Annotated in this window: 17 protein-coding genes; 3 read left to right on the top strand and 14 right to left on the bottom strand. The window is 40.9% G+C overall.

Translation table 11 applies throughout. The features are described from left to right. Positions 1 to 8: 8 nt before the first annotated feature. The 6 genes from FHS59_RS02715 to FHS59_RS02740 all read right to left on the bottom strand — a co-directional run bounded on the left by FHS59_RS02715 (position 9) and on the right by FHS59_RS02740 (position 7536). Positions 9 to 824 (bottom strand): sugar phosphate isomerase/epimerase family protein, encoded by an 816-nt coding sequence (locus FHS59_RS02715; RefSeq protein ID WP_184492871.1) that lies wholly within the window; start codon positions 822 to 824, stop codon positions 9 to 11. A 1-nt stretch (position 825) separates the two neighbouring features. After that, entirely contained in the window at positions 826 to 1848 is a 1023-nt protein-coding gene (locus tag FHS59_RS02720; RefSeq protein ID WP_184492872.1) for a zinc-binding alcohol dehydrogenase family protein, read from the bottom strand. An 11-nt stretch (positions 1849 to 1859) separates the two neighbouring features. Continuing rightward, positions 1860 to 2792 (bottom strand): aldo/keto reductase, encoded by a 933-nt coding sequence (locus FHS59_RS02725; RefSeq protein ID WP_184492873.1) that lies wholly within the window; start codon positions 2790 to 2792, stop codon positions 1860 to 1862. 39 nt (positions 2793 to 2831) lie between these two features. Further along, entirely contained in the window at positions 2832 to 4424 is a 1593-nt protein-coding gene (locus FHS59_RS02730; protein ID WP_184492874.1) for a sulfatase, read from the bottom strand. 83 nt (positions 4425 to 4507) lie between these two features. Then, a complete protein-coding gene (locus FHS59_RS02735) occupies positions 4508 to 5245 on the bottom strand; it encodes a peptidylprolyl isomerase (RefSeq protein ID WP_184492875.1) in 738 nt (245 codons plus the stop codon). A gap of 53 nt (positions 5246 to 5298) precedes the next feature. Further along, positions 5299 to 7536, bottom strand: coding sequence for an FdhF/YdeP family oxidoreductase (locus FHS59_RS02740; RefSeq protein ID WP_184492876.1), 2238 nt, complete (start codon positions 7534 to 7536; stop codon positions 5299 to 5301). A 249-nt stretch (positions 7537 to 7785) separates the two neighbouring features. On the opposite strand from FHS59_RS02740, the gene FHS59_RS02745 reads away from it, so the two are divergent. Next, positions 7786 to 8322, top strand: coding sequence for a pyridoxamine 5'-phosphate oxidase family protein (locus FHS59_RS02745; protein WP_184492877.1), 537 nt, complete (start codon positions 7786 to 7788; stop codon positions 8320 to 8322). A gap of 99 nt (positions 8323 to 8421) precedes the next feature. On the opposite strand, the gene FHS59_RS02750 is transcribed toward FHS59_RS02745, so the two are convergent. The 6 genes from FHS59_RS02750 to FHS59_RS02775 form a co-directional block, all read right to left on the bottom strand. Then, positions 8422 to 8757, bottom strand: coding sequence for a HopJ type III effector protein (locus tag FHS59_RS02750; RefSeq protein ID WP_184492878.1), 336 nt, complete (start codon positions 8755 to 8757; stop codon positions 8422 to 8424). 69 nt (positions 8758 to 8826) lie between these two features. Beyond that, positions 8827 to 9633, bottom strand: a complete 807-nt coding sequence (locus tag FHS59_RS02755; RefSeq protein WP_184492879.1) for a metallophosphoesterase family protein — start codon at positions 9631 to 9633, stop codon at positions 8827 to 8829. 113 nt (positions 9634 to 9746) lie between these two features. Beyond that, positions 9747 to 11081: an ADP-ribosylglycohydrolase family protein gene (locus FHS59_RS02760; protein ID WP_184492880.1), complete on the bottom strand. Its 1335-nt coding sequence runs from the start codon at positions 11079 to 11081 to the stop codon at positions 9747 to 9749. A gap of 27 nt (positions 11082 to 11108) precedes the next feature. After that, the gene (locus tag FHS59_RS23510; protein WP_184492881.1) at positions 11109 to 12068 is read right to left on the bottom strand and encodes an NAD(P)-dependent alcohol dehydrogenase; all 960 of its coding nucleotides are present in this window, start codon (positions 12066 to 12068) and stop codon (positions 11109 to 11111) included. A 127-nt stretch (positions 12069 to 12195) separates the two neighbouring features. Then, a complete protein-coding gene (locus tag FHS59_RS02770) occupies positions 12196 to 13014 on the bottom strand; it encodes a class I SAM-dependent methyltransferase (RefSeq protein ID WP_184492882.1) in 819 nt (272 codons plus the stop codon). 10 nt (positions 13015 to 13024) lie between these two features. Beyond that, positions 13025 to 13537, bottom strand: a complete 513-nt coding sequence (locus FHS59_RS02775; protein WP_184492883.1) for an OsmC family protein — start codon at positions 13535 to 13537, stop codon at positions 13025 to 13027. A 258-nt stretch (positions 13538 to 13795) separates the two neighbouring features. On the opposite strand from FHS59_RS02775, the gene FHS59_RS02780 reads away from it, so the two are divergent. Next, positions 13796 to 14350, top strand: coding sequence for a DUF2911 domain-containing protein (locus FHS59_RS02780; protein WP_184492884.1), 555 nt, complete (start codon positions 13796 to 13798; stop codon positions 14348 to 14350). Here FHS59_RS02780 and FHS59_RS02785 read toward each other — a convergent pair whose 3' ends face one another. Both FHS59_RS02785 and FHS59_RS02790 read right to left on the bottom strand, forming a co-directional pair. Then, positions 14351 to 15649 (bottom strand): glucuronyl esterase domain-containing protein, encoded by a 1299-nt coding sequence (locus FHS59_RS02785; RefSeq protein ID WP_184492885.1) that lies wholly within the window; start codon positions 15647 to 15649, stop codon positions 14351 to 14353. It lies immediately after the preceding gene. An 85-nt stretch (positions 15650 to 15734) separates the two neighbouring features. Next, the gene (locus FHS59_RS02790; RefSeq protein ID WP_184492886.1) at positions 15735 to 16532 is read right to left on the bottom strand and encodes a M90 family metallopeptidase; all 798 of its coding nucleotides are present in this window, start codon (positions 16530 to 16532) and stop codon (positions 15735 to 15737) included. A gap of 172 nt (positions 16533 to 16704) precedes the next feature. Between FHS59_RS02790 and FHS59_RS02795 the strand changes: the two genes are divergently transcribed. Then, complete coding sequence (locus FHS59_RS02795) at positions 16705 to 17886, top strand: dicarboxylate/amino acid:cation symporter (protein ID WP_184492887.1); 1182 nt, start codon at positions 16705 to 16707, stop codon at positions 17884 to 17886. Positions 17887 to 17974 lie beyond the last annotated feature (88 nt).

Raw genomic sequence — 17974 nt, forward strand, 5'->3', positions numbered from 1 at the left:
GGTTGGGTTTATCGAAAGTATTTTTTGAAAGATTGAATCGTTTGTAAAGCCGCTTCATCGGAACTAGGTTCGGGAAATGCTTCTGCAGAAATATACCCTGAGTAGTTGATCGATTGGATTGCTCGAGCTACAGATTCCATTTCTGTATGACCCAAACCGATTGCTTTTCTATTACTATCAGCAAAATGAATGTGGTTAATATGTGAGGAAGCATCAGTAATGCTTTGTGCCAAATCTGCTTCCTCAATATTCATATGGAACAAATCTGCTAGGAGTTTCACATTCTTGGTTTTCAAAGATTCCAAAAATTTCACACCTGCATTCAGGGTATTGAATAAATTGGTTTCGTAGCGATTGAGAGGTTCGTAAATCAAGAACGTTCCCGCCTTCTCAGCTTTTTCTCCAAGAATTTCCAATGCCTCAGCAAGCCAGGAAAGTGTTTTTTCACGATCGTTTCCTGCCAAAACATTTCCTTGCATCGAACCTATGATCGCAGGAGCTCCAAATGTTGCTCCGAAAGAAATCATGTCAGAAATAAAGGAAATTGCCTTTTTTCTGATTTCCGGATCTGGATCCGTCAAGGTTAAACCATGAATTACTTTCCCTGCACCTGTTCCTAGGGCCACTAACTCTAATTTGTATTTAGCCAAAAGTCCTTTTAATTCCTCAATTCCGATTGTGTCAGATGCAGGAGTGAAAAGTTCGATCGCATCAAATCCCAAATCAGAAGCCTTTTTCATGGCCGACTCCAAGTCATTCCAATAGATCCAAGGGCCGTATTTGATTTGAGGTACTAATGCGATGGTAGCGCAAGATTTTATCATTTTATTCTTGGTCAAAGTCAATCATTATTTTCGTGATTCCCACAGGGTTGGCATCCCATTCAATCATCGTTTGAGGAGCTTCGTCAATGGTGACTACCTTGCTGATAACGTCATCCACTGGGAATTTTCCAGACTCCAAATAGCTGATTACAGTAGGGAAGTCTCCTAAGCAATTTCTGGAACCTAAGATTTCTATTTCCTTTTGGACAAAAAGCGAGGTGTTGAAATCCACATCTTTTTTGGCGTAGCCGATGCAAACCACCCGACCTGTAAATGCAACTTCCTCGACTGCAGCTCTATAGGTAGCTGGACTTCCAACTGCCTCGATGATGACATCAGGGCCATCGTTATTAGAATACTTTTGAAGAGATTCGTGGAGGTTTTCTTTGCTTGGGTTGATGGTGTGAGCAACTCCGATTTTCTTTGCGATATCCAGCTTATTATCATCTAAATCAATGGCTATCACTTTAGCTCCCCTTTCCACAGCCGAAGCAATTGCTCCCAGTCCCACGATTCCGCATCCTAGTACAGCTACGATATCTTCCTCATCAATCCGACCTCTTTCAGCCGCGTGAAAACCTACAGTCAGAGGCTCTGCCAAAGCCAACTCGCGAAGAGATAATTTGTGGGATGGGAAAGTATCCTGATAAGGAACAGAAATGTATCGGGTCATCGCTCCAGGTCGGCGAACCCCCATGGTTTTATTGGTTTTACAGGAGTTTGGTCTTCCTTTTCTACAGGCTTTACATGTCCCGCAATTTTGGTAGGGGTAAATCGTCACATTCGTGCCTACTTTAATGCTTGATGGCACTCCGGGACCTATTTCTTCGATTGTTCCGCCGACTTCATGTCCTAAAATATTTGGGTATTCCTGTAGGGGAAAAAGCCCTCTAAAGCTATTTAGATCTCCTCCGCAGAAGCCAACCATCCCCACACGAACCAAGACTTCTCCTGTTCCTACTTTTGGTTTTTCTACTTCCTGAACTTCTGTCTTTCCAACTTCTGTAATCACAAGTGCTTTCATCGTACTAGGTTTTATAGGTTATTTTCTGGCTTGCCTTCAAACCACATTTTGTTTTTCACAGGTGCCAATAGTGTCAATATTTTATCAAGCAATTCCTGAGGGATTTCAAAGTCCACAGCTTTCACATTCTGCTTGATAATTTCCAGATTATTCATTCCCACGATCGTCGTAGCGATATCAGGATGATCCATAGCATATCGCAAAGCGACGTCACTCAAACTGACATTATATTCCTTGCAAAGTTGGAGCAAAACGGGTTGCATCGCCTTGACTTCATCAGGAGACCTGTGCCATTCTGGAAGAGGTGCATCCGAAAGAATCCGCTGCATCAATGGTGCTGCATTCATCAGCCCAAAGCCTTTTTCTTTGGATAGTGGTACCAATTCATCATTGATCTCATCTTCGAGCAAATTGTAATGTGCCCAAGATAAAACCGTATCAATTTCAACTTCTCGGGCGATTTGAGCGAGATAGCGGACTGGTAACCCCGTGATACCGATGTATCGGGCTTTACCGGAAACTTTGATTTCCTGAATCGCAGGTATCGCTACATCTATTATTTGTGCTTTGTCGACAAACTCGATGTCGTGCAACTGAAACAGATCCACATAATCAGTTTTTAGCCGGCCAAGTGATTCATCGATGCTTTTAAAAATTCGCTCTCTTGAGAAATCAAATTCCTGTAAATCATATCGCCCACATTTGGTAGCAAGGAAGATATCTTTTCTTTTTTCACCCAAAGCTTTCCCTAATCGCTCTTCCGCCAATGTCAACCCATAAAATGGAGAAACATCAAAGAAATTGACGCCGTTGTCAATCGCAAAGTGAACTGTTTCGTCAGCATCTTTCTGGGTGCATTCGTCAAAAACATTTCCGAGAGGAGATGCTCCAAAACCAAGGATGGAGACATCCATATCCGTTTTTCCTAATCGGCGGTACTTCATAGTATTTTGGGCTTGAAAAATAAAATTAAGACAGAATCCTCAGTCAATTGTCCTGCTTCCCCACCAATCTTTGTTTGGTTGAAAATCCTTTGACAACATAGCTTTACGCTGATTTTCCAATCTTTCGATCAATGTCGTTCTATAATTTGTCGCTACCATTGCGGCTGAATCAGGATTGTATAGCGGGTCAGGACTCGCATAATTCGCATTGTTTTGCTTCAGCCAACTCATTAGCTCCTCAGATAAAGCTTTTGCGATTTCTGGGTTTTTATCGCTTAAATCCTGCTTTTCGCTAAGGTCTTCTTTGAGATTGTAGAGTTCTTCATGATCATCTTCCCAGTAGTGAATTAACTTCCAATCACCTTTTCGAATCGTTGAATTCGGTTCGCCTCCCTGATTTCCATAATGCGGATAATGCCAAAAAAGAGCGCGTTCTTCCATGCTTTGACCTTCCAAAAGGGGCCGGATGCTTTTTCCGTCAATGCCCTGAGGAAGTTCTTTGGCTCCAACAAAATCCAATAAAGTAGGGTAGAAGTCTACACCAGAAACAGGGGTATCATTTTTAGCTCCATTGCTGTCTAGCCAAGGAACATAGACCATATATGGAATTCGTGTACCTCCTTCAAATTGATATCCTTTTCCTCCTCTTAGCGGTGCAAGATTCGTGGAGTAATTATCTCCGGATACCACGCCACCATTATCTGAAGTGAAAACGATGATGGTGTTTTCTGCAAGTCCGAGTTCCTCTAATTTTGAAATTACGGCACCGACCGCTTCATCCATTTGCTCTATCAAACCCGCATAGACAGGATTGTCCTGATGTTTTCTGGCAGGAAGAACCCGTTCCATTTCGAAGCCAATACTGTCGATTCCCATCGTCTCCGCTTTGTCGCGATACCTTGCCCATTTCTCTTTAGAGGTCTGAATGGGCGCGTGAACAGCATAAAATGAAAGGTAAGCGAGAAACTTTTCCTGTTGATTCTCCTCAATAAATTGGTTGGTTTCCTTTGCCAATTTCATGGACAAACTCATCCCCTTTTCATCTGGATAATCTTCCATAAATGGATTTTCGAAAGGGGAGAAGTAACCGCCTGAATAGGGGCCTCCGACATGGTATCCACCTTTGTTGATGTCAAATCCATGGTCTGTAGGAAGGGAATGCTCCTCTGCAGATCCTAAATGCCATTTTCCTGCGAAAAAAGTCTTGTAACCCACTTCTTTCAAAGCTTCTGGAAGGGTTTTCATTTCCTTCGAAAGCTGATGTTCATATTCAGCAGGTAATAATTTTGAATAACGATTATAGCTCCTCCAAGCTTCTCCTGCTGGTGCTCCGATCCAATCGGTGATGCCATGAGCGGCGGTAAACTTTCCTGTCATCAAACTAGCTCTGGATGGACTACAAACGGCAGAGTTTGCATAGCCATTGGTAAAAATCATCCCCTTATTTGCCAGACGGTCCAAATTAGGAGTTTCATAATAATCACTTCCCATAAAACCCACATCGGTATATCCCAAATCATCCACCAGAATAAACACAATGTTTGGATCAGTGGGTGCCTCAAGTTCGCTTTGACAGGAAAAAAAGAAAAAGCTGACAAACCATGCTAAAAAGAGCGTTATTAGGTTTTTCATGAAAAGAAATTAAGGGCTATTGTTATGGTTTTAAATTCTCCTCTAGTTAAAAGGAAAGGGCCGCAATGCGAAATCATTTTTGATTACCGGAGATTTTTCGGCTGATTCAGCATATACATTTTCATTTTGATCGGTTTGATAGGTTCGTCTTTTTCGCCTGTTTCCGTTTTGGCAATTTTGTCCAAGACTTCAAACCCGATTTCCAGTTCACCAAAAACAGTATAGCCTCCATCCAAATGGGGAGTGCCACCTATTGTCGTATAGAGGGTTTTTTGGGTTTCGTTTAAGGTTAATTCTCTTTCCTGGATATGATCTTCCAAAGCCGCTACAGAATAAGGGCTTCTCTGAACAATGTAAAATTGGGTGCTGCTGCTGGCTTTTTCAGGATTATTGGTTCTGGCTGCCGCCAAAGCTCCTCGTTTATGATAAATATCCTGATCGGTTCGGAATTCTGCAGGAATCAATTCTCCTTGATAAGGAGCAGTCTCTCCATTTTCTGTAGGTTTTGGTCGGCCACCCTGAATCATAAATTCATTGATGACACGATGGAATTCCAGACTGTCATAATATCCAGCTTTAACTTTTTCTATAAAGTTATCCCGATGAAGAGGTGTTTGATTATACAATTTCACCATCATATCTCCTTCGCTGGTAGCAATTAAAACATGGTAAAGACTGTCTTTTTTAGGGAGATAGGATTGAAACTCCTTGATTTTTGCCAGTTCAGCTGAGTTAAATTGAAGCGTACTTTTATTGCTTTGACATGCTGAAAAAGAAAGAATCAATACGAAAGAAAAAAGACGAAATAGAGGGTGTTTCATTATTTAAAGTTGGTGGTATTGATGTTAAAGATCGGCAAAAATCGATGGATGAATCAAGGTTGAGAGATTCTAACTTTCACGGATTTACTGGCTGGGGTATTACTTTTTCTTGCTTTTAGATGAATCGGAACAAGCTCATTGCATTCTGGAAAATAAGTTGCTACACAACCTTTTGGGATGTCGTATGGAACGATCGTCAAACCGGCCACTTTCCGGGTTTTACCTTCATAATGGTTGGAAAGTGTGACGGTCTTTTCGAGATCTAAATTCAGTTTTTTGATGTCTGAAGTATTCATTAGAACAACAGTACGGATTCCATAAATGCCTCGGTACCGATCGTCCATTCCATAAATAGTCGTATTGAATTGATCATGGCTTCTGATGGTCATCATCATCAATTCTCCATCTTCCAGTTGATAATCCGGAAGGGAATTTATCGTAAAACGAGCTTTCCCAATGTCATTAGTAAATTTTCCTTCCCTTGGTCCATTGGGCAATTCTAAGATGGTGTTCCCCTTGATTTTTTCATTGAATGACTCAAAACCTTTGACTGATTTGCTGATCAGATCCCGAATCTTATCGTAATTGTCAATCAGCGAATTCCAATCAATAATGTCATTTCCGACAGTTCGGGATGCAATTTGAGAGATAATATGAGGTTCGCTCAATAAATACTCAGATCTGGCCACTTGATTCCCCTGAGTAGAATGAACCATTCCCATGGAGTTTTCAACTGTGAGCTTTTGGATGCCGGATTTTTCCTGAATGATATCTGTTCTGCCAAGGCAAGGCAGGATAAATCCAATTTCTCCCGGATGTAAATGAGACCGGTTCAGTTTTGTAGAAACATGAATGGTCATATCGCAGTTTTCAAGCGCCTTGGTGGTAAAGCTGGTATCCGGAGCGGCTGAAAGTAAATTTCCACCCATTGACATAAACACCTTTCCAGGCTGTTCATGCATTAATTGTATAGCTCCCACGACATCAACACCATGTTCCCGTGGTGGCTCAAAATTGAAAGTGGAGGCTAGCGTGTCTAGAAATTCTTTACTTGGTCTTTCCCAAATCCCCATGGTTCTATCTCCTTGAACGTTGCTATGACCTCTCACAGGGCAAGTGCCTGCTCCAGGTTTCCCTATGCTTCCTTTGAGCAAAAGGAGATTGACGATTTCCTGAATATTGTCTACCGCATTGACATGTTGGGTTAGTCCCATAGCCCAGCAAGCGATGATTTTGCTTTTGGTGGATACTAGATTTACAAACTCTTCAATTTGTTCAGGATCCAGTCCTGTCCTGGAAATCAAAGATTCCACATCCAATTCCTTTAAGGATTGTTCGTAGGCTTCAAATCCGTCAGTCTTCGATTGTATAAAATGATGATCTAATATCGCCGGGTCATTTTTGGAGCGATCCATTAACTTCTTGGCAACAGCCTGTACAAGTGCTACATCTTCATTGATTCTAACTTGAAGATATAAATCAGCAAGTGGTGCGCCGATTCCTAAAAATCCCGAAACGGACTGCGGGTCCTCAAAACTCATTAATCCAGCTTCTTTGAGCGGATTAATGACTACGATCTTTGCGCCATTATCTTTCGCTTTTTTCAGCGCAGAAAGCATTCTGGGATGATTCGTTCCGGGGTTTTGCCCAAAAATCAAAATCAGTTCTGACTGATAAAAGTCCTCTAATTTGACCGATCCTTTTCCGATTCCAAGGGTATGACTTAGCGCAACTCCGCTGGATTCATGACACATATTGGAGCAGTCGGGCATGTTGTTGGTGCCGAAAATTCTTACAAAAAGCTGGTAAAGAAAAGCAGCTTCGTTGCTGGTTCTTCCAGAGGTGTAAAAAATTCCATCATCTGGCGTTGGCAGGTTTTTCAACTGCCCCGCAATCGTTTCAAAAACCGTATTCCACTCCACAGGAGAATAATGAGTTTCGCCTTTTCGGATCATCATTGGCTGTGTTAATCGCCCCTGATGCCCTAGCCAATAATCACTTTGCTGGCGCATTTCCAAAATAGAATGCTTGGAAAAGAAACCAGCATCTGCATTGAGATCAATAGCTTCTTCAGCAATTGCCTTTACGCCATTCTCGCAATATTCCCCCAGTTTAGATCGATGGGCCGGATCTGGCCAGGCACAACCCGGGCAATCCATACCTCCCTTTTGATTTAAAGCCCCAAGGATTTTAAATGCCTTGGAAATTTTCATGGCATGAAATGCTTTGTCCATCGCATGGTAGACAGCTTTGGGGCCAGCGGCAGAAGTTGCAGGTTTTCCGATTTTCATGGTTGACAGGGAGGTTTTAAATACTTGGGTTTATGGAAGGCTAAAAGCGTTAAGATTTACCACAATTTGGGGAAATCTTTCGGTAAAGGATAGTTTTTCTTTGGTGTTTTTACTTTGCTAAATCTCCAAAGTCAAATAAAAAAGGCTTCTCAGTAAGTGTAGAGAGGGTTTTCGTCCTCTAAGTTTTCCGATCAAGAGTCTAGGCAAGGCATTTGCATTTTAACAAGTGAACAATTAGTTAGAAAAATTATGGAAACTATCAATAAAGAATCAAGAAGTTCAAATGTGGAAAATCTCAAAGGAAAAGCTGCCGTAAGCAAAATCCGCGATATGGTGGATTCTTCCAGTTTGTGTTTTTTCCAAACCGAAGTATCATTTGATGAAAACCAATCTGCAAGACCAATGAGTGTCCAGAAAACAGACGATGATGGGACACTTTGGTTCTTAAGTGCTATAGACAGTGCTAAAAATGCAGAAATAAACAGCAACCCAAGAGCTCGTCTCTTTTTCCAAAAACCAAGTTCGATGGAATTTTTGGAGCTTCAGGGTAAATCTGAAATCTCTCAGGATAAAGAAATGATCTATGAATTATGGGATTCACTAGCCAAAAACTGGTTCCCTCAAGGGAAAGATGATCCAAGAATTTCAGTGATCAAATTCATACCTCAAGCAGGCCATTATTGGGATACCAAGCATGGTGCTGGATTGGCTGGAGCGAAAATGCTATTTGGAATAATTACCGGCCAGAAAGTGGATGTAGGTGTAGAGGGAGAGCTGAAGGTATAAAAATACTTCTGGGATCGTCTGATCTCAGCGGTGCGAATGACGCATAAGTTTAATAGGTTTTTGAACAATTAAAGGATCCGGTTTTAGCCGGATCTTTTTTTATTTTTTGCGTAAAGCTTCTCCATCGAAGCTGATTCCTTCCCAACCATACTTCATGAAATTCCGGATGTTTTGATGGTCTTCTCCATCTGGATTTTCTAATACATCCTTGCGATAATAATCTCCAAATAGATTTAATGTCTGGTCTGGATTCAAGGATTCTAGTTTCGCAAAGCTGAAAATTTTGCAAGAGCCATTGTTCTGGTTGGCCTCATTGATGGTGTCCCCATTCGTAAAACGAGTAGGATTGAAATCAAAATTGGAATCGATATGACTGATTACCTCTGAAAATAAGATGCTTTCAGGAGATTGCTTTATTTTATCTAAAAAGGACATCGTTTGATTTTTTTGCAAATATAAAATGATCCTATGATCAAAGCCTAGATGAACCGAAACTGTCAGAATTTAAAGCGAATGTCCATTGAGGATCGTACCATCTTTGACCGTTTTGAGGTAGGTGACAGTGTTGCCGTTTTCTAAAATTTCGACTACTCGATAGGTATGAAATGGATTTCCCCAACTTCCACCAAAATGCCCGTCCCAAAGATATGGCTTGCCTCGGTTGATCATGATGCCATCCACGTCATGGTCATGTCCGTGAAAAACAGCTTTGACATTTTTGAATTGGCTGATAGTTTCCAAAAGATCATCACATTTCACACCATGTCTGGTCCAGTCATTTTGCGAAATGTGGATGAAAACAAAGACATGGGATAAACCGCTGAACTCGTCAAGTTTTGATTTCAAAAATGGAACATCTCCGCAAAGATATTCCCCGTCTTCATTGGAGCAGTTCAGTAAAATCACTCCTGAGCCGTCATTTGCCTGGAAGGCATGGTTTTCTGGATTTCCCCAAATCTTTGTCCATTCTCCCTCGGCCACTCTATCGTGATTTCCTCTTGTGACATAGTAAGGACATTTTAGGGTGTCATAAAAAAGTTTTACCTGCGGCATCAAGGCTGGATCGTCGTGAATTAAATCTCCATTGAAAACTACAAAATCAACTTGCTCTTCCGCATTGATGGATTTCATCAATTGGGTATGCATGCCAGTAAAGTCCGTGTCGGGCTGTCCAAAATGACCATCTGAAGCCACAATGAATCGTAGTTTTTTAGGCTCCTCTTTGATGGTTTTGCTTAGGCTATCCAGAGGAATTGCCATCACGGCAGAAGAGAATAAGGTAATCTTTTGAAGAAATGGGCGACGTTTCATACGGTTATTCATAAAGACCTTAAGTTCTAAAAACTATTTGACTTTGAAGATGAGTTCATGAATTAATAACAAAGGGTTTACAATTTGTTCCTGGAGAAAAATGGCGTTTAAAATCAATGAACAGGAATAATCCAGGAATTGTTGCTTTCATCTAATTTTCCACCCATTTCCTCTAAAACAACCCTTTCTGTGATTTGAAGGCCTGTTTTTGCCATATTCTCAAACGTGTCAATTCCCTCATTTGGGAAATTAATCCTGGTTCTATGAATATTGAATTGATTGGAAAACTTTCTGCCAAACGCTTTTTCAACTCCTTCTTTTCCTAGCATAAAACCAAGCATTCCTCCCCATGTGGCTGTAGGATTATCCGAGTCCCAACCTGCCAATGCGGCAATTTTGATTGTTTCGACGATATCTCCTTCACCATAAAAAAGACTTATTAGACTCGCTGCGAAATTGATTCCTGCGGCGAAGCATGCGTTACAATAGAGGTTTTTAGATGTTAGGTCATAACCATCCATTTCATTGACTTGGTATCTCACATAAATTGAATCTCTCGTTTGCTCCCAAGGGATTCCAGATTTATATTTTTCCAAAACGAAGTCATACATTTTACTGGAGTAGGATGATTCTGGAAGGACCTTTCTTGCCTCATTGGCCATTTCAAAGATTTGTTCCTTTTTCGATTTTTCAGAATCTGCCAAAGCAGCTAAAGAGTACATCGAAACATAAAATTCAGAAATCCACTGGGCATTTTCCCGAGCTGTAGTTTGAATTGGGAGTTGGGCCATTTTAATCGCTATATCCGGTCTGCCGGGGGCAAAGAGGCCGAAGATCTCCGTGGTCAATTGCGCATCGATCATGTCATAATGCTCATTCAATTCTGGGTCGCTGGTTTGGGGTGGAGTGATTCCTTCCTGCATTAGATCGAAGGCTTTCTGATTGGAAACCCAGAGGTAATTTTCCTCCTCTTTTTTGATATGATTCAGCCAACCTTCTTTGATTTGTTCCCCGGTAAGCTGCGTCGTTTGATGTTTGTCTAGAAGGAATTGGTAGATATATTCAATATCCGTGTCGTCATCAGAACCCCAAACTTCACCTTCATCAGCAAAAACAAAATCGATCGTGGGAGATAAATGACTAGGAATTCCTTCCGCCCAAATACTAGGCTGGTCTGGCTTTCCCCAATCCTCTCTGGTATAAAAATCACCGGTTTTAATAGCTCCAACATTTCCGATTTTATCCATTTCGGTGACCAATCCGGTCCAGTTGGCAATGCACTCTCCCAACCAAAATCCATACAATTGATCAGCATATTTTTCTTTTGAGATGACAATGGAATCCTGATTTTCTTGGATGGCAGTTTTTTCAGAACATGATCCCAAAAGGATAGCCGATATAAGAATAAATAGGAGGGAGGAGTGCAAATTTCTTATGGAGCGTGTCATGTAGTTTTTGGGTTCTATGGTTTGGGCTTATTGCATGTTGATGATCACATTTCCTGTTTTTTGTCCGGAGAGGACGTATTTGTAAGCTTCGTTAATTTGGTCAAGGCTGTATTCCCGATCAATGACAGGTTTGAATTTTCCGTTTTCCAATAGTTCTGAAATGTAAGGAATGGTCTTCTTTAGGCTAAATGGAATAGGAAAGATGACCTTCTTATCTCCATACACTTTGCTGGAAAGTGCATAAAAAATGTTCTCTGAATTCGGGCCAAGTTCGCTGGAAATATAGATTCCTTTATCCTTCAAAATTGGTTTACAGGCTCTAAAAGTGCTTTTGCCTACTGTGTCAAAAACGAAATCAAATTTTTCATTCTCTTTCGTGAAATCATCAGTTGTGAAATCAATGATTTTGTCAGCGCCAAGAGATTTAATCAGCTCGATATTTTTAGTGTTGCAAGTAGCAGTGATTTTCACATCATTCAGGCGGATAAACTGCAATAGGGCTGAGCCTATCGCTCCTGTGGCTCCATTGATCAAAATTTTTTGGCCGGATTTGATCTCAACATAATGGTTGAAAGAATAGGCATAATGAGCACCTTCAAGACCCGCTGCAGCAGTTTTAAAATCTACTCCCGCTGGCATGGGATAAGCTACTTCTTCTTTGATACAAACATATTCTGCCTGGGTTTCCTGTCCCATGTCAAAAAATCCAAATACCCGATCTCCGGTTTTGAAAGCCTTGACAGTAGCACCGGTTTCGATTATTTCGCCAGAGAAATCCGTTCCCAAAATGATTCTCCTAGGTTTCGATAATCCCAGCATTAATTTCATGATAAATGGCTTTCCCGTCAGATTGGCACAATCTGTTCGATTGACCGTCGTGGCGTGGACTTTTACGAGGATTTCATTGGGCTGCGGAACAGGTTTCTCTAAATTTTCAATGGTGATGGCATTTTGATCACCATATTGACGGCGGAGGGCAGCTTTCACAGAATTTTAATTGTTTATTTAAAAATGATATTCTGCTAAAAAGCAGAGGATTAAGAATAAAGATTAAAAATTGCGAGGAAAATATTCTATTAATGTTGAAGGTTTTTGAAGAAAACTTTAAATGTATTTAGCCTTTGATGGCGGTTGCGACGACAAATTCACCGGGGATTTCGTAGCCACTCTTAGTTTTATAGACTTGGATCGAAGCAATGTATTCCCGCTGTGCTTCTTCCTTGGTTTGTTCATCGAATCTTGAATAGGCCATTGCCACTGGGCCGCCAAGAAATGAGGCTTGGCAAGCTTCTTCATCGGAGTTGTAATGTAAAGTAGTTGCGATTTTTTGAACTGAAATTTCTTTGAATCCGGCCTTTTCTAAGGGGTATTTTATGATTTCTCCTTCTCCCAATTGGAAAAACATCGGGCAAACATCAGAACTGACTCGGGCATCCACGATTGGGAATATTTCAGACCAGCCACAATTTTTCCGAGAACCCCAAACTGCCAAAGCCACTCTTCCTTTTGGCTTCAGAACACGATACATTTCTTGGACAGCTTGATCGGGATCTGGGAAATACATCAGTCCCAGCGCACAGGAAACCACATCAAAGCTATTGTCTTCTAGACTAAGGTTTTCTGCATCCATCCATTGGAAAGTCACATTTGTTAAGCCTTTTTCACAGGCTTTTTCAGTTCCTTTGTTGACCATTTCATCAGAAAGATCGGTAGCAATCATGTTACCTTCTGGACCTAACAGATCCATCATCCTGAATGTCACTAGTCCAGTTCCTGCCGCAAGGTCTAAAACCTTCTCTCCGGCCTGAATTTTAGCTTTTTCTAAAAGTAAATCGTGTGCTGGTTTTAGTTGTTCCTGCCAAGAATTCTCATAGAATTCGGAGGCTTTGTCCCAACCATACCTTTGGACTCTTCGCTGTAGTTCTGGTTTCATGGTCAAAGAATTAAGAATTGATGATTTCGACTTTCCTGATGCATTTTTGAGCTCTGGAGAATACATCTAAATAAGGACTATGCTTATCCCCAGCATCCAATACAAGCTGAATAGCATCTTTTGAAGCGTCGCTCGTCACCTTGACATAATATCGAATCTCCGAATAGCCTGGAGGGACATCCGAAGTATCAAAAAGTGCTCCGTCATCGTAATCTGCCTCGATAGTCACTTCCAGCCCGTCAATTTTTACTCCCAATTTTGAAGCCCAAATCATATAACCTATCGCAAGACAACTACCTAAAGCTGCCCTTCCTAAAACTCCTGGCACTGGACCTGTCGCGGTGCCACCAATTTGTGTGGGCATATCGATTTTAAAATTCCATTCACCTTCCTGCGTTTCACAACTTAAACCATCGATGATTTTGGTTCTTGAAACTCCCGTGCCATGGCCTAAAGCCGGTTTTAGCAGTAAAGCTTTTTGTGTTCGTAGAAACTTCTCTTTAATAACTTCTTGTTTGCTCATGATTTGGGTTGGTTAAAAATTTATATGAACTCTTAGGATGAAAAATCCCTGAAAGACTTCTAGAAAAAATACAAAACACTCATTTGGTAACTTTAATTTATCCAAAAATCACCCAGAATCCAAGTGTCTGATTTTAAGGAGCCTTTTGGTAAGTTGTTGATTCGTAAAATCTTAGGATTTTGTCTTCTGGCTTACAGAGTTTCCTTGAATCGATCTTAAAAATTGAGTACTTTCCCAATCATTTATTAAGCTCATACGATGAAAAAAATCATTCTTTCCTTCTTACTCCTAACAGGACTAAGTTACTTTTCAACTGCCCAATCCTTCCGTGGACCTGATAAAAGCCCTATGGATGTAGCCTATCTTCCTGATAATTTTGCTCATGATCGCAAAGCTGGGGAAGAAGCTATCGCAAAAGTCTACTATAGCCGACCTGCAAAATCTGATCGTGTAGTTTTCGGAGGGATAGTTCCTTTTGGGAAAGTATGGAGGCTGGGAGCCAACGAGGCTGCTGAATTTAAAGCTTTCAAGGATCTAAAAATTGGCGATAAAAGTTTAGCAGCTGGGACTTATTCTGTTTTTGCAATTCCAGGTGAAAGCGAATGGACAATCATTTTCAACTCGGATTTGGATTACTGGGGAGCTTTTAAATACGACGAAAGCAAAGATGTAATTCGAGTGACTGTTCCGGCAAAATCTTTCCCAGAGACTGTTGAAGCCTTCTCTATACGGTTTGAAGATTTAGGTAATAACTCAGCTGTAATGCGATTAGGTTGGGATCAAACCATGGTGGAAGTTCCGGTTTCTTATTGATTAGAGGAATTTCTTCATAAACTGAATAAAAACCGGGTAGTCAGAAGGAATTGTTCCGTGACCACCCTCATGCATGTAATAGCCCAATTTATTTCCGAGCAATGAAGTGTCTCCTGCGGCAGGCATTTCATTGTTTTTGGGCCCCTTCTCTCCAAATAGCTCATAGACTTTGCTTCCTTCTTTCGCTGCTAGAAATTCACCTTTTGGGTCAGACCAATAATCGGTATCCCCTGTCTGAAGTAAAAGAGGACGTGGTGCAATCATCGCCACCAATGAATGTGCATCAAAAGGAAAATCATCCAAGTGGGTAGAATACTCATGATAATTGGGAGCAAACTGGTAGGCGTAGCGGGAAGGATCAGACATATGTTTGATGTTTTCTCCATAATCCCTTCTTGCCAAAGCCGCTCCGCCTTCTCCTGAGCAACTTGCAATTATCATCTTAAACCGAGGATCGCGAATCCCGGTCCAAAGCACCGTTTTTCCCAATCGGGAAACTCCCATCAAAGCGATTCTTTCTTCATCGATATCTTTGTCCTTTTCAAAATAATCCATCGCCCTGCTCAATCCCCAGGACCAAGCTGAAATGGTCCCCCATTCATCTTCTTTTGGCTGAGTTTCCCCTGCTTTCAAAAATTCCTTTCGGATCCCATGCTCAAAACCATCTTTGAAATCCGGATCAATGTCTCCATAATAAACCGTCGCAAATCCATATCCTTCATCGATGAATTGCTCCACATCTGTCGCTCGAAATCTACCGGGCTGATCTGCTTTAACTTTTTCTCCATCACGATTCCAAATTTCTCCAATTTTCACAGCTGGATCATCAACGGATTGATTATTGGCAGAAAATGAAATAGTGAAAAAAAGAGGAATGGGTGCGGATACATTTTTAGGTAGGTAGATCAAAACATCCATCGGATGATCTTTGCTATTTTCTGTCAAATAAATTCTGACTTGTTTTCTGATTGCTTTTCCACCGAATGCTTCACCGTTCTTTTCGAACATATCATATTTTATGTTTTTCGGTGCTGGAGTGGTTTTGCCATATTGAAGTGAAGCCACAGCTTCTAAAAGTTCAGTCCTTTTTTCATTCATCCAAGTCTCCGCATCGCTTACTTTTTTTCCGTTTTGGAGGGTGAAAAGGTCAGGCAAAATATAGGGAGGAATGGCATCCTCATCGTAATTGACGGGGAAACCTGCGACTTCTTTTGGAGGTTCGTTGGTCTGGGAAAAGAGAACTAGGGTAGTGAAAAAGAGGCAAACTGAACAAAGGATTCTTATAGCAAAATATTTCATTCGACAGGTTTTGGGTTTGATACTTAAATAACCAACTTAAGAATGATCTACTGTCCTGATCTGTAATGCTTTTGCCGGGATTTCCTCAGACTTTTTCCGCTAGGTCATTCTTAAAAACCTGGGATAAAATCTCGTATAGCTCAGGGTGCTTACTTTTCAGCAACTTTGGTCTTTCGAAAAAGTATTCGCTCACCACAGCCAAAAACTCCTGATTATTGGTGGTTCCATAAGGATTGATGTCGCTTTTGCCTTCGAGAATTTCGGAGGTTGTAGTTTTAATTAAGTGAAGCCAAGGCAAAACGGTTTGGTTTTTCATAATGATCCCAGGAATACCATCGATGCTACCGTCTTGCTTGTCAAACAGGTGGACAAATTCATGGATTCCTACATTAGACTTATCACTTTTATTATCAAAACCTTGGCGCAGAGCAGGTTTGGAGAAAATCACCACATTATTCATGGGTCCTCCACTTCCAACCATGCCAGAAGTATACCTGTGATCCCCAGTGAAATCAAATTTTTCGGTAAACAAATCTGGATATAAAAGAACTTCGCAAAGGCTTTTGTATTCCCATTCCGGAAACTCGAAAATAGGGATGACAGCACTACTTGCCACCAAGAGACGATCCTCATCCGTCACCTCACATTTCACTCCTGTGATTCTGATTCGCTTTAGAAATTTCTGAACATCTGCTTCAAAAGTGGACTTTTCTTCAGGGCTAAGCCTTGAATAAAATTGAACTTCTGATTCCAAAAACCTTCTCCAATTTTCCGGGAAAAGTTCTGGAACATGAAATCCACTTTTTTTGACTTTTGATTTATAAATGGTCCAAATCAACATGGCCAAAAGAAATCCAGCGAATAGGAGCGTAAATAGTTTCAAGTTTAGACGAAGGGATAAATGAGGTCGTTAAGTTAAGAAAATCGGAATTCAAGCTGGAATACCGCTGAGGTAATATTTGGAAGATTGCCAGCATTCTAAAAGTCGATTCTTCTATCTTAGCAAGCTCAATTGAAAATCAGAAAGCTGGAAAGCGAATCAATTAACATCGAAAATGAAGCAAATATTCTCCAATTTACTTTTCAAAGTATTTATAGCCATCGTATTAGGAATTGTTTTTGGACTGTTTTTACCGGAATCTGTCAATAGGATTTTTGCCACCTTCAATGCCTTTTTTGGCCAATTCCTGAATTTCGCTATTCCACTGATTATCCTGGGATTAATCATGCCTGCGATTTCTGATCTCGGAAAAGGAGCTGGAAAGTTATTATTGATTACAGCAGCTATTGCTTATGGGTCTACTCTCTTTTCTGGCTTTATGAGCTATTTTACCTCTTCCACGATTTTCCCTTCTTTATTGGCTTCCCATGTCAATGAAGCTGCAGAAGTAACCGAAGGAGGAAATGATTTAGAGCCTTATTTCAGTATTACAATCCCAGCTGTGATCGATGTGATGTCATCCTTGGTATTGGCTTTTGTAATAGGTTTGGGGCTTTCATATCAAGAGAATTCTACCTTGAAAAAGGTGGTGAAGGACTTTGAAACCATCATCATGCAGGTGATTGAGAATGTGATTATTCCACTTTTGCCCATCTTTATCATGGGTATTTTCGCCAATATGGCATTCAGCGGACAGGTTTATTCAATCCTTTCAGTTTTCTTAAATATCATCGGGGTGATCTTCGCCATGCATATTTTCTTACTGATCCTTCAATATGTAATCACAGGTGCGATCGTCAAAAAGAATCCTTTGAAGCTATTGGCGACCATGATGCCTGCATACTTTACAGCATTGGGAACGCAATCTTCTGCAGCTACTATTCCTGTGACCTTGGAACAAGCAGAAAAAAATGGAGTTTCTCCAAAAATTGCCGGTTTTGTCATTCCGCTTTGTGCGACCATTCACCTTTCTGGAAGTATTATGAAAATCACAGCCTGTGCCATGGCTTTGATGATTTTGGAAGGAGTTCCTTTTGATTTCGGGATGTTTGCAGGCTTTATTTTTATGCTTGGAATAGCGATGGTGGCAGCGCCGGGAGTACCAGGTGGAGCGATTATGGCAGCTATCGGAGTGCTTCAATCCATGCTGGGATTTTCGGAAGAGATGGTTGGTTTGATGATTGCACTTTATATCGCAATGGACAGCTTTGGCACCGCTTGTAATGTGACTGGAGATGGAGCAATCGCTTTGGTGGTGGATAAAATAACAGAAAGCCAATCTGAAGTAAAAAGCTAAAAGGAAAAGGCATTAATTTAATCTTATCAATTCTCCCAGCATCTCTTTGGATAGCTTAAATTGCCTGTAATCGTATCACCATATAAAT

It is taken from the genome of Algoriphagus iocasae (assembly GCF_014206875.1).
Lineage (GTDB): Bacteria > Bacteroidota > Bacteroidia > Cytophagales > Cyclobacteriaceae > Algoriphagus > Algoriphagus iocasae.

Coding starts and splice junctions, on each gene's coding strand:
- FHS59_RS02715 (WP_184492871.1), bottom strand. CDS start 824: ATGATAAAATCTTGCGCTACCATCGCATTAGTACCTCAAATCAAATAC.
- FHS59_RS02730 (WP_184492874.1), bottom strand. CDS start 4,424: ATGAAAAACCTAATAACGCTCTTTTTAGCATGGTTTGTCAGCTTTTTC.
- FHS59_RS02750 (WP_184492878.1), bottom strand. CDS start 8,757: ATGTCCTTTTTAGATAAAATAAAGCAATCTCCTGAAAGCATCTTATTT.
- FHS59_RS02770 (WP_184492882.1), bottom strand. CDS start 13,014: ATGAAACCAGAACTACAGCGAAGAGTCCAAAGGTATGGTTGGGACAAA.
- FHS59_RS02720 (WP_184492872.1), bottom strand. CDS start 1,848: ATGAAAGCACTTGTGATTACAGAAGTTGGAAAGACAGAAGTTCAGGAA.
- FHS59_RS02795 (WP_184492887.1), top strand. CDS start 16,705: ATGAAGCAAATATTCTCCAATTTACTTTTCAAAGTATTTATAGCCATC.
- FHS59_RS02745 (WP_184492877.1), top strand. CDS start 7,786: ATGGAAACTATCAATAAAGAATCAAGAAGTTCAAATGTGGAAAATCTC.
- FHS59_RS02785 (WP_184492885.1), bottom strand. CDS start 15,649: ATGAAATATTTTGCTATAAGAATCCTTTGTTCAGTTTGCCTCTTTTTC.
- FHS59_RS02775 (WP_184492883.1), bottom strand. CDS start 13,537: ATGAGCAAACAAGAAGTTATTAAAGAGAAGTTTCTACGAACACAAAAA.
- FHS59_RS02725 (WP_184492873.1), bottom strand. CDS start 2,792: ATGAAGTACCGCCGATTAGGAAAAACGGATATGGATGTCTCCATCCTT.
- FHS59_RS02755 (WP_184492879.1), bottom strand. CDS start 9,633: ATGAAACGTCGCCCATTTCTTCAAAAGATTACCTTATTCTCTTCTGCC.
- FHS59_RS02735 (WP_184492875.1), bottom strand. CDS start 5,245: ATGAAACACCCTCTATTTCGTCTTTTTTCTTTCGTATTGATTCTTTCT.
- FHS59_RS02780 (WP_184492884.1), top strand. CDS start 13,796: ATGAAAAAAATCATTCTTTCCTTCTTACTCCTAACAGGACTAAGTTAC.
- FHS59_RS02740 (WP_184492876.1), bottom strand. CDS start 7,536: ATGAAAATCGGAAAACCTGCAACTTCTGCCGCTGGCCCCAAAGCTGTC.
- FHS59_RS02760 (WP_184492880.1), bottom strand. CDS start 11,081: ATGACACGCTCCATAAGAAATTTGCACTCCTCCCTCCTATTTATTCTT.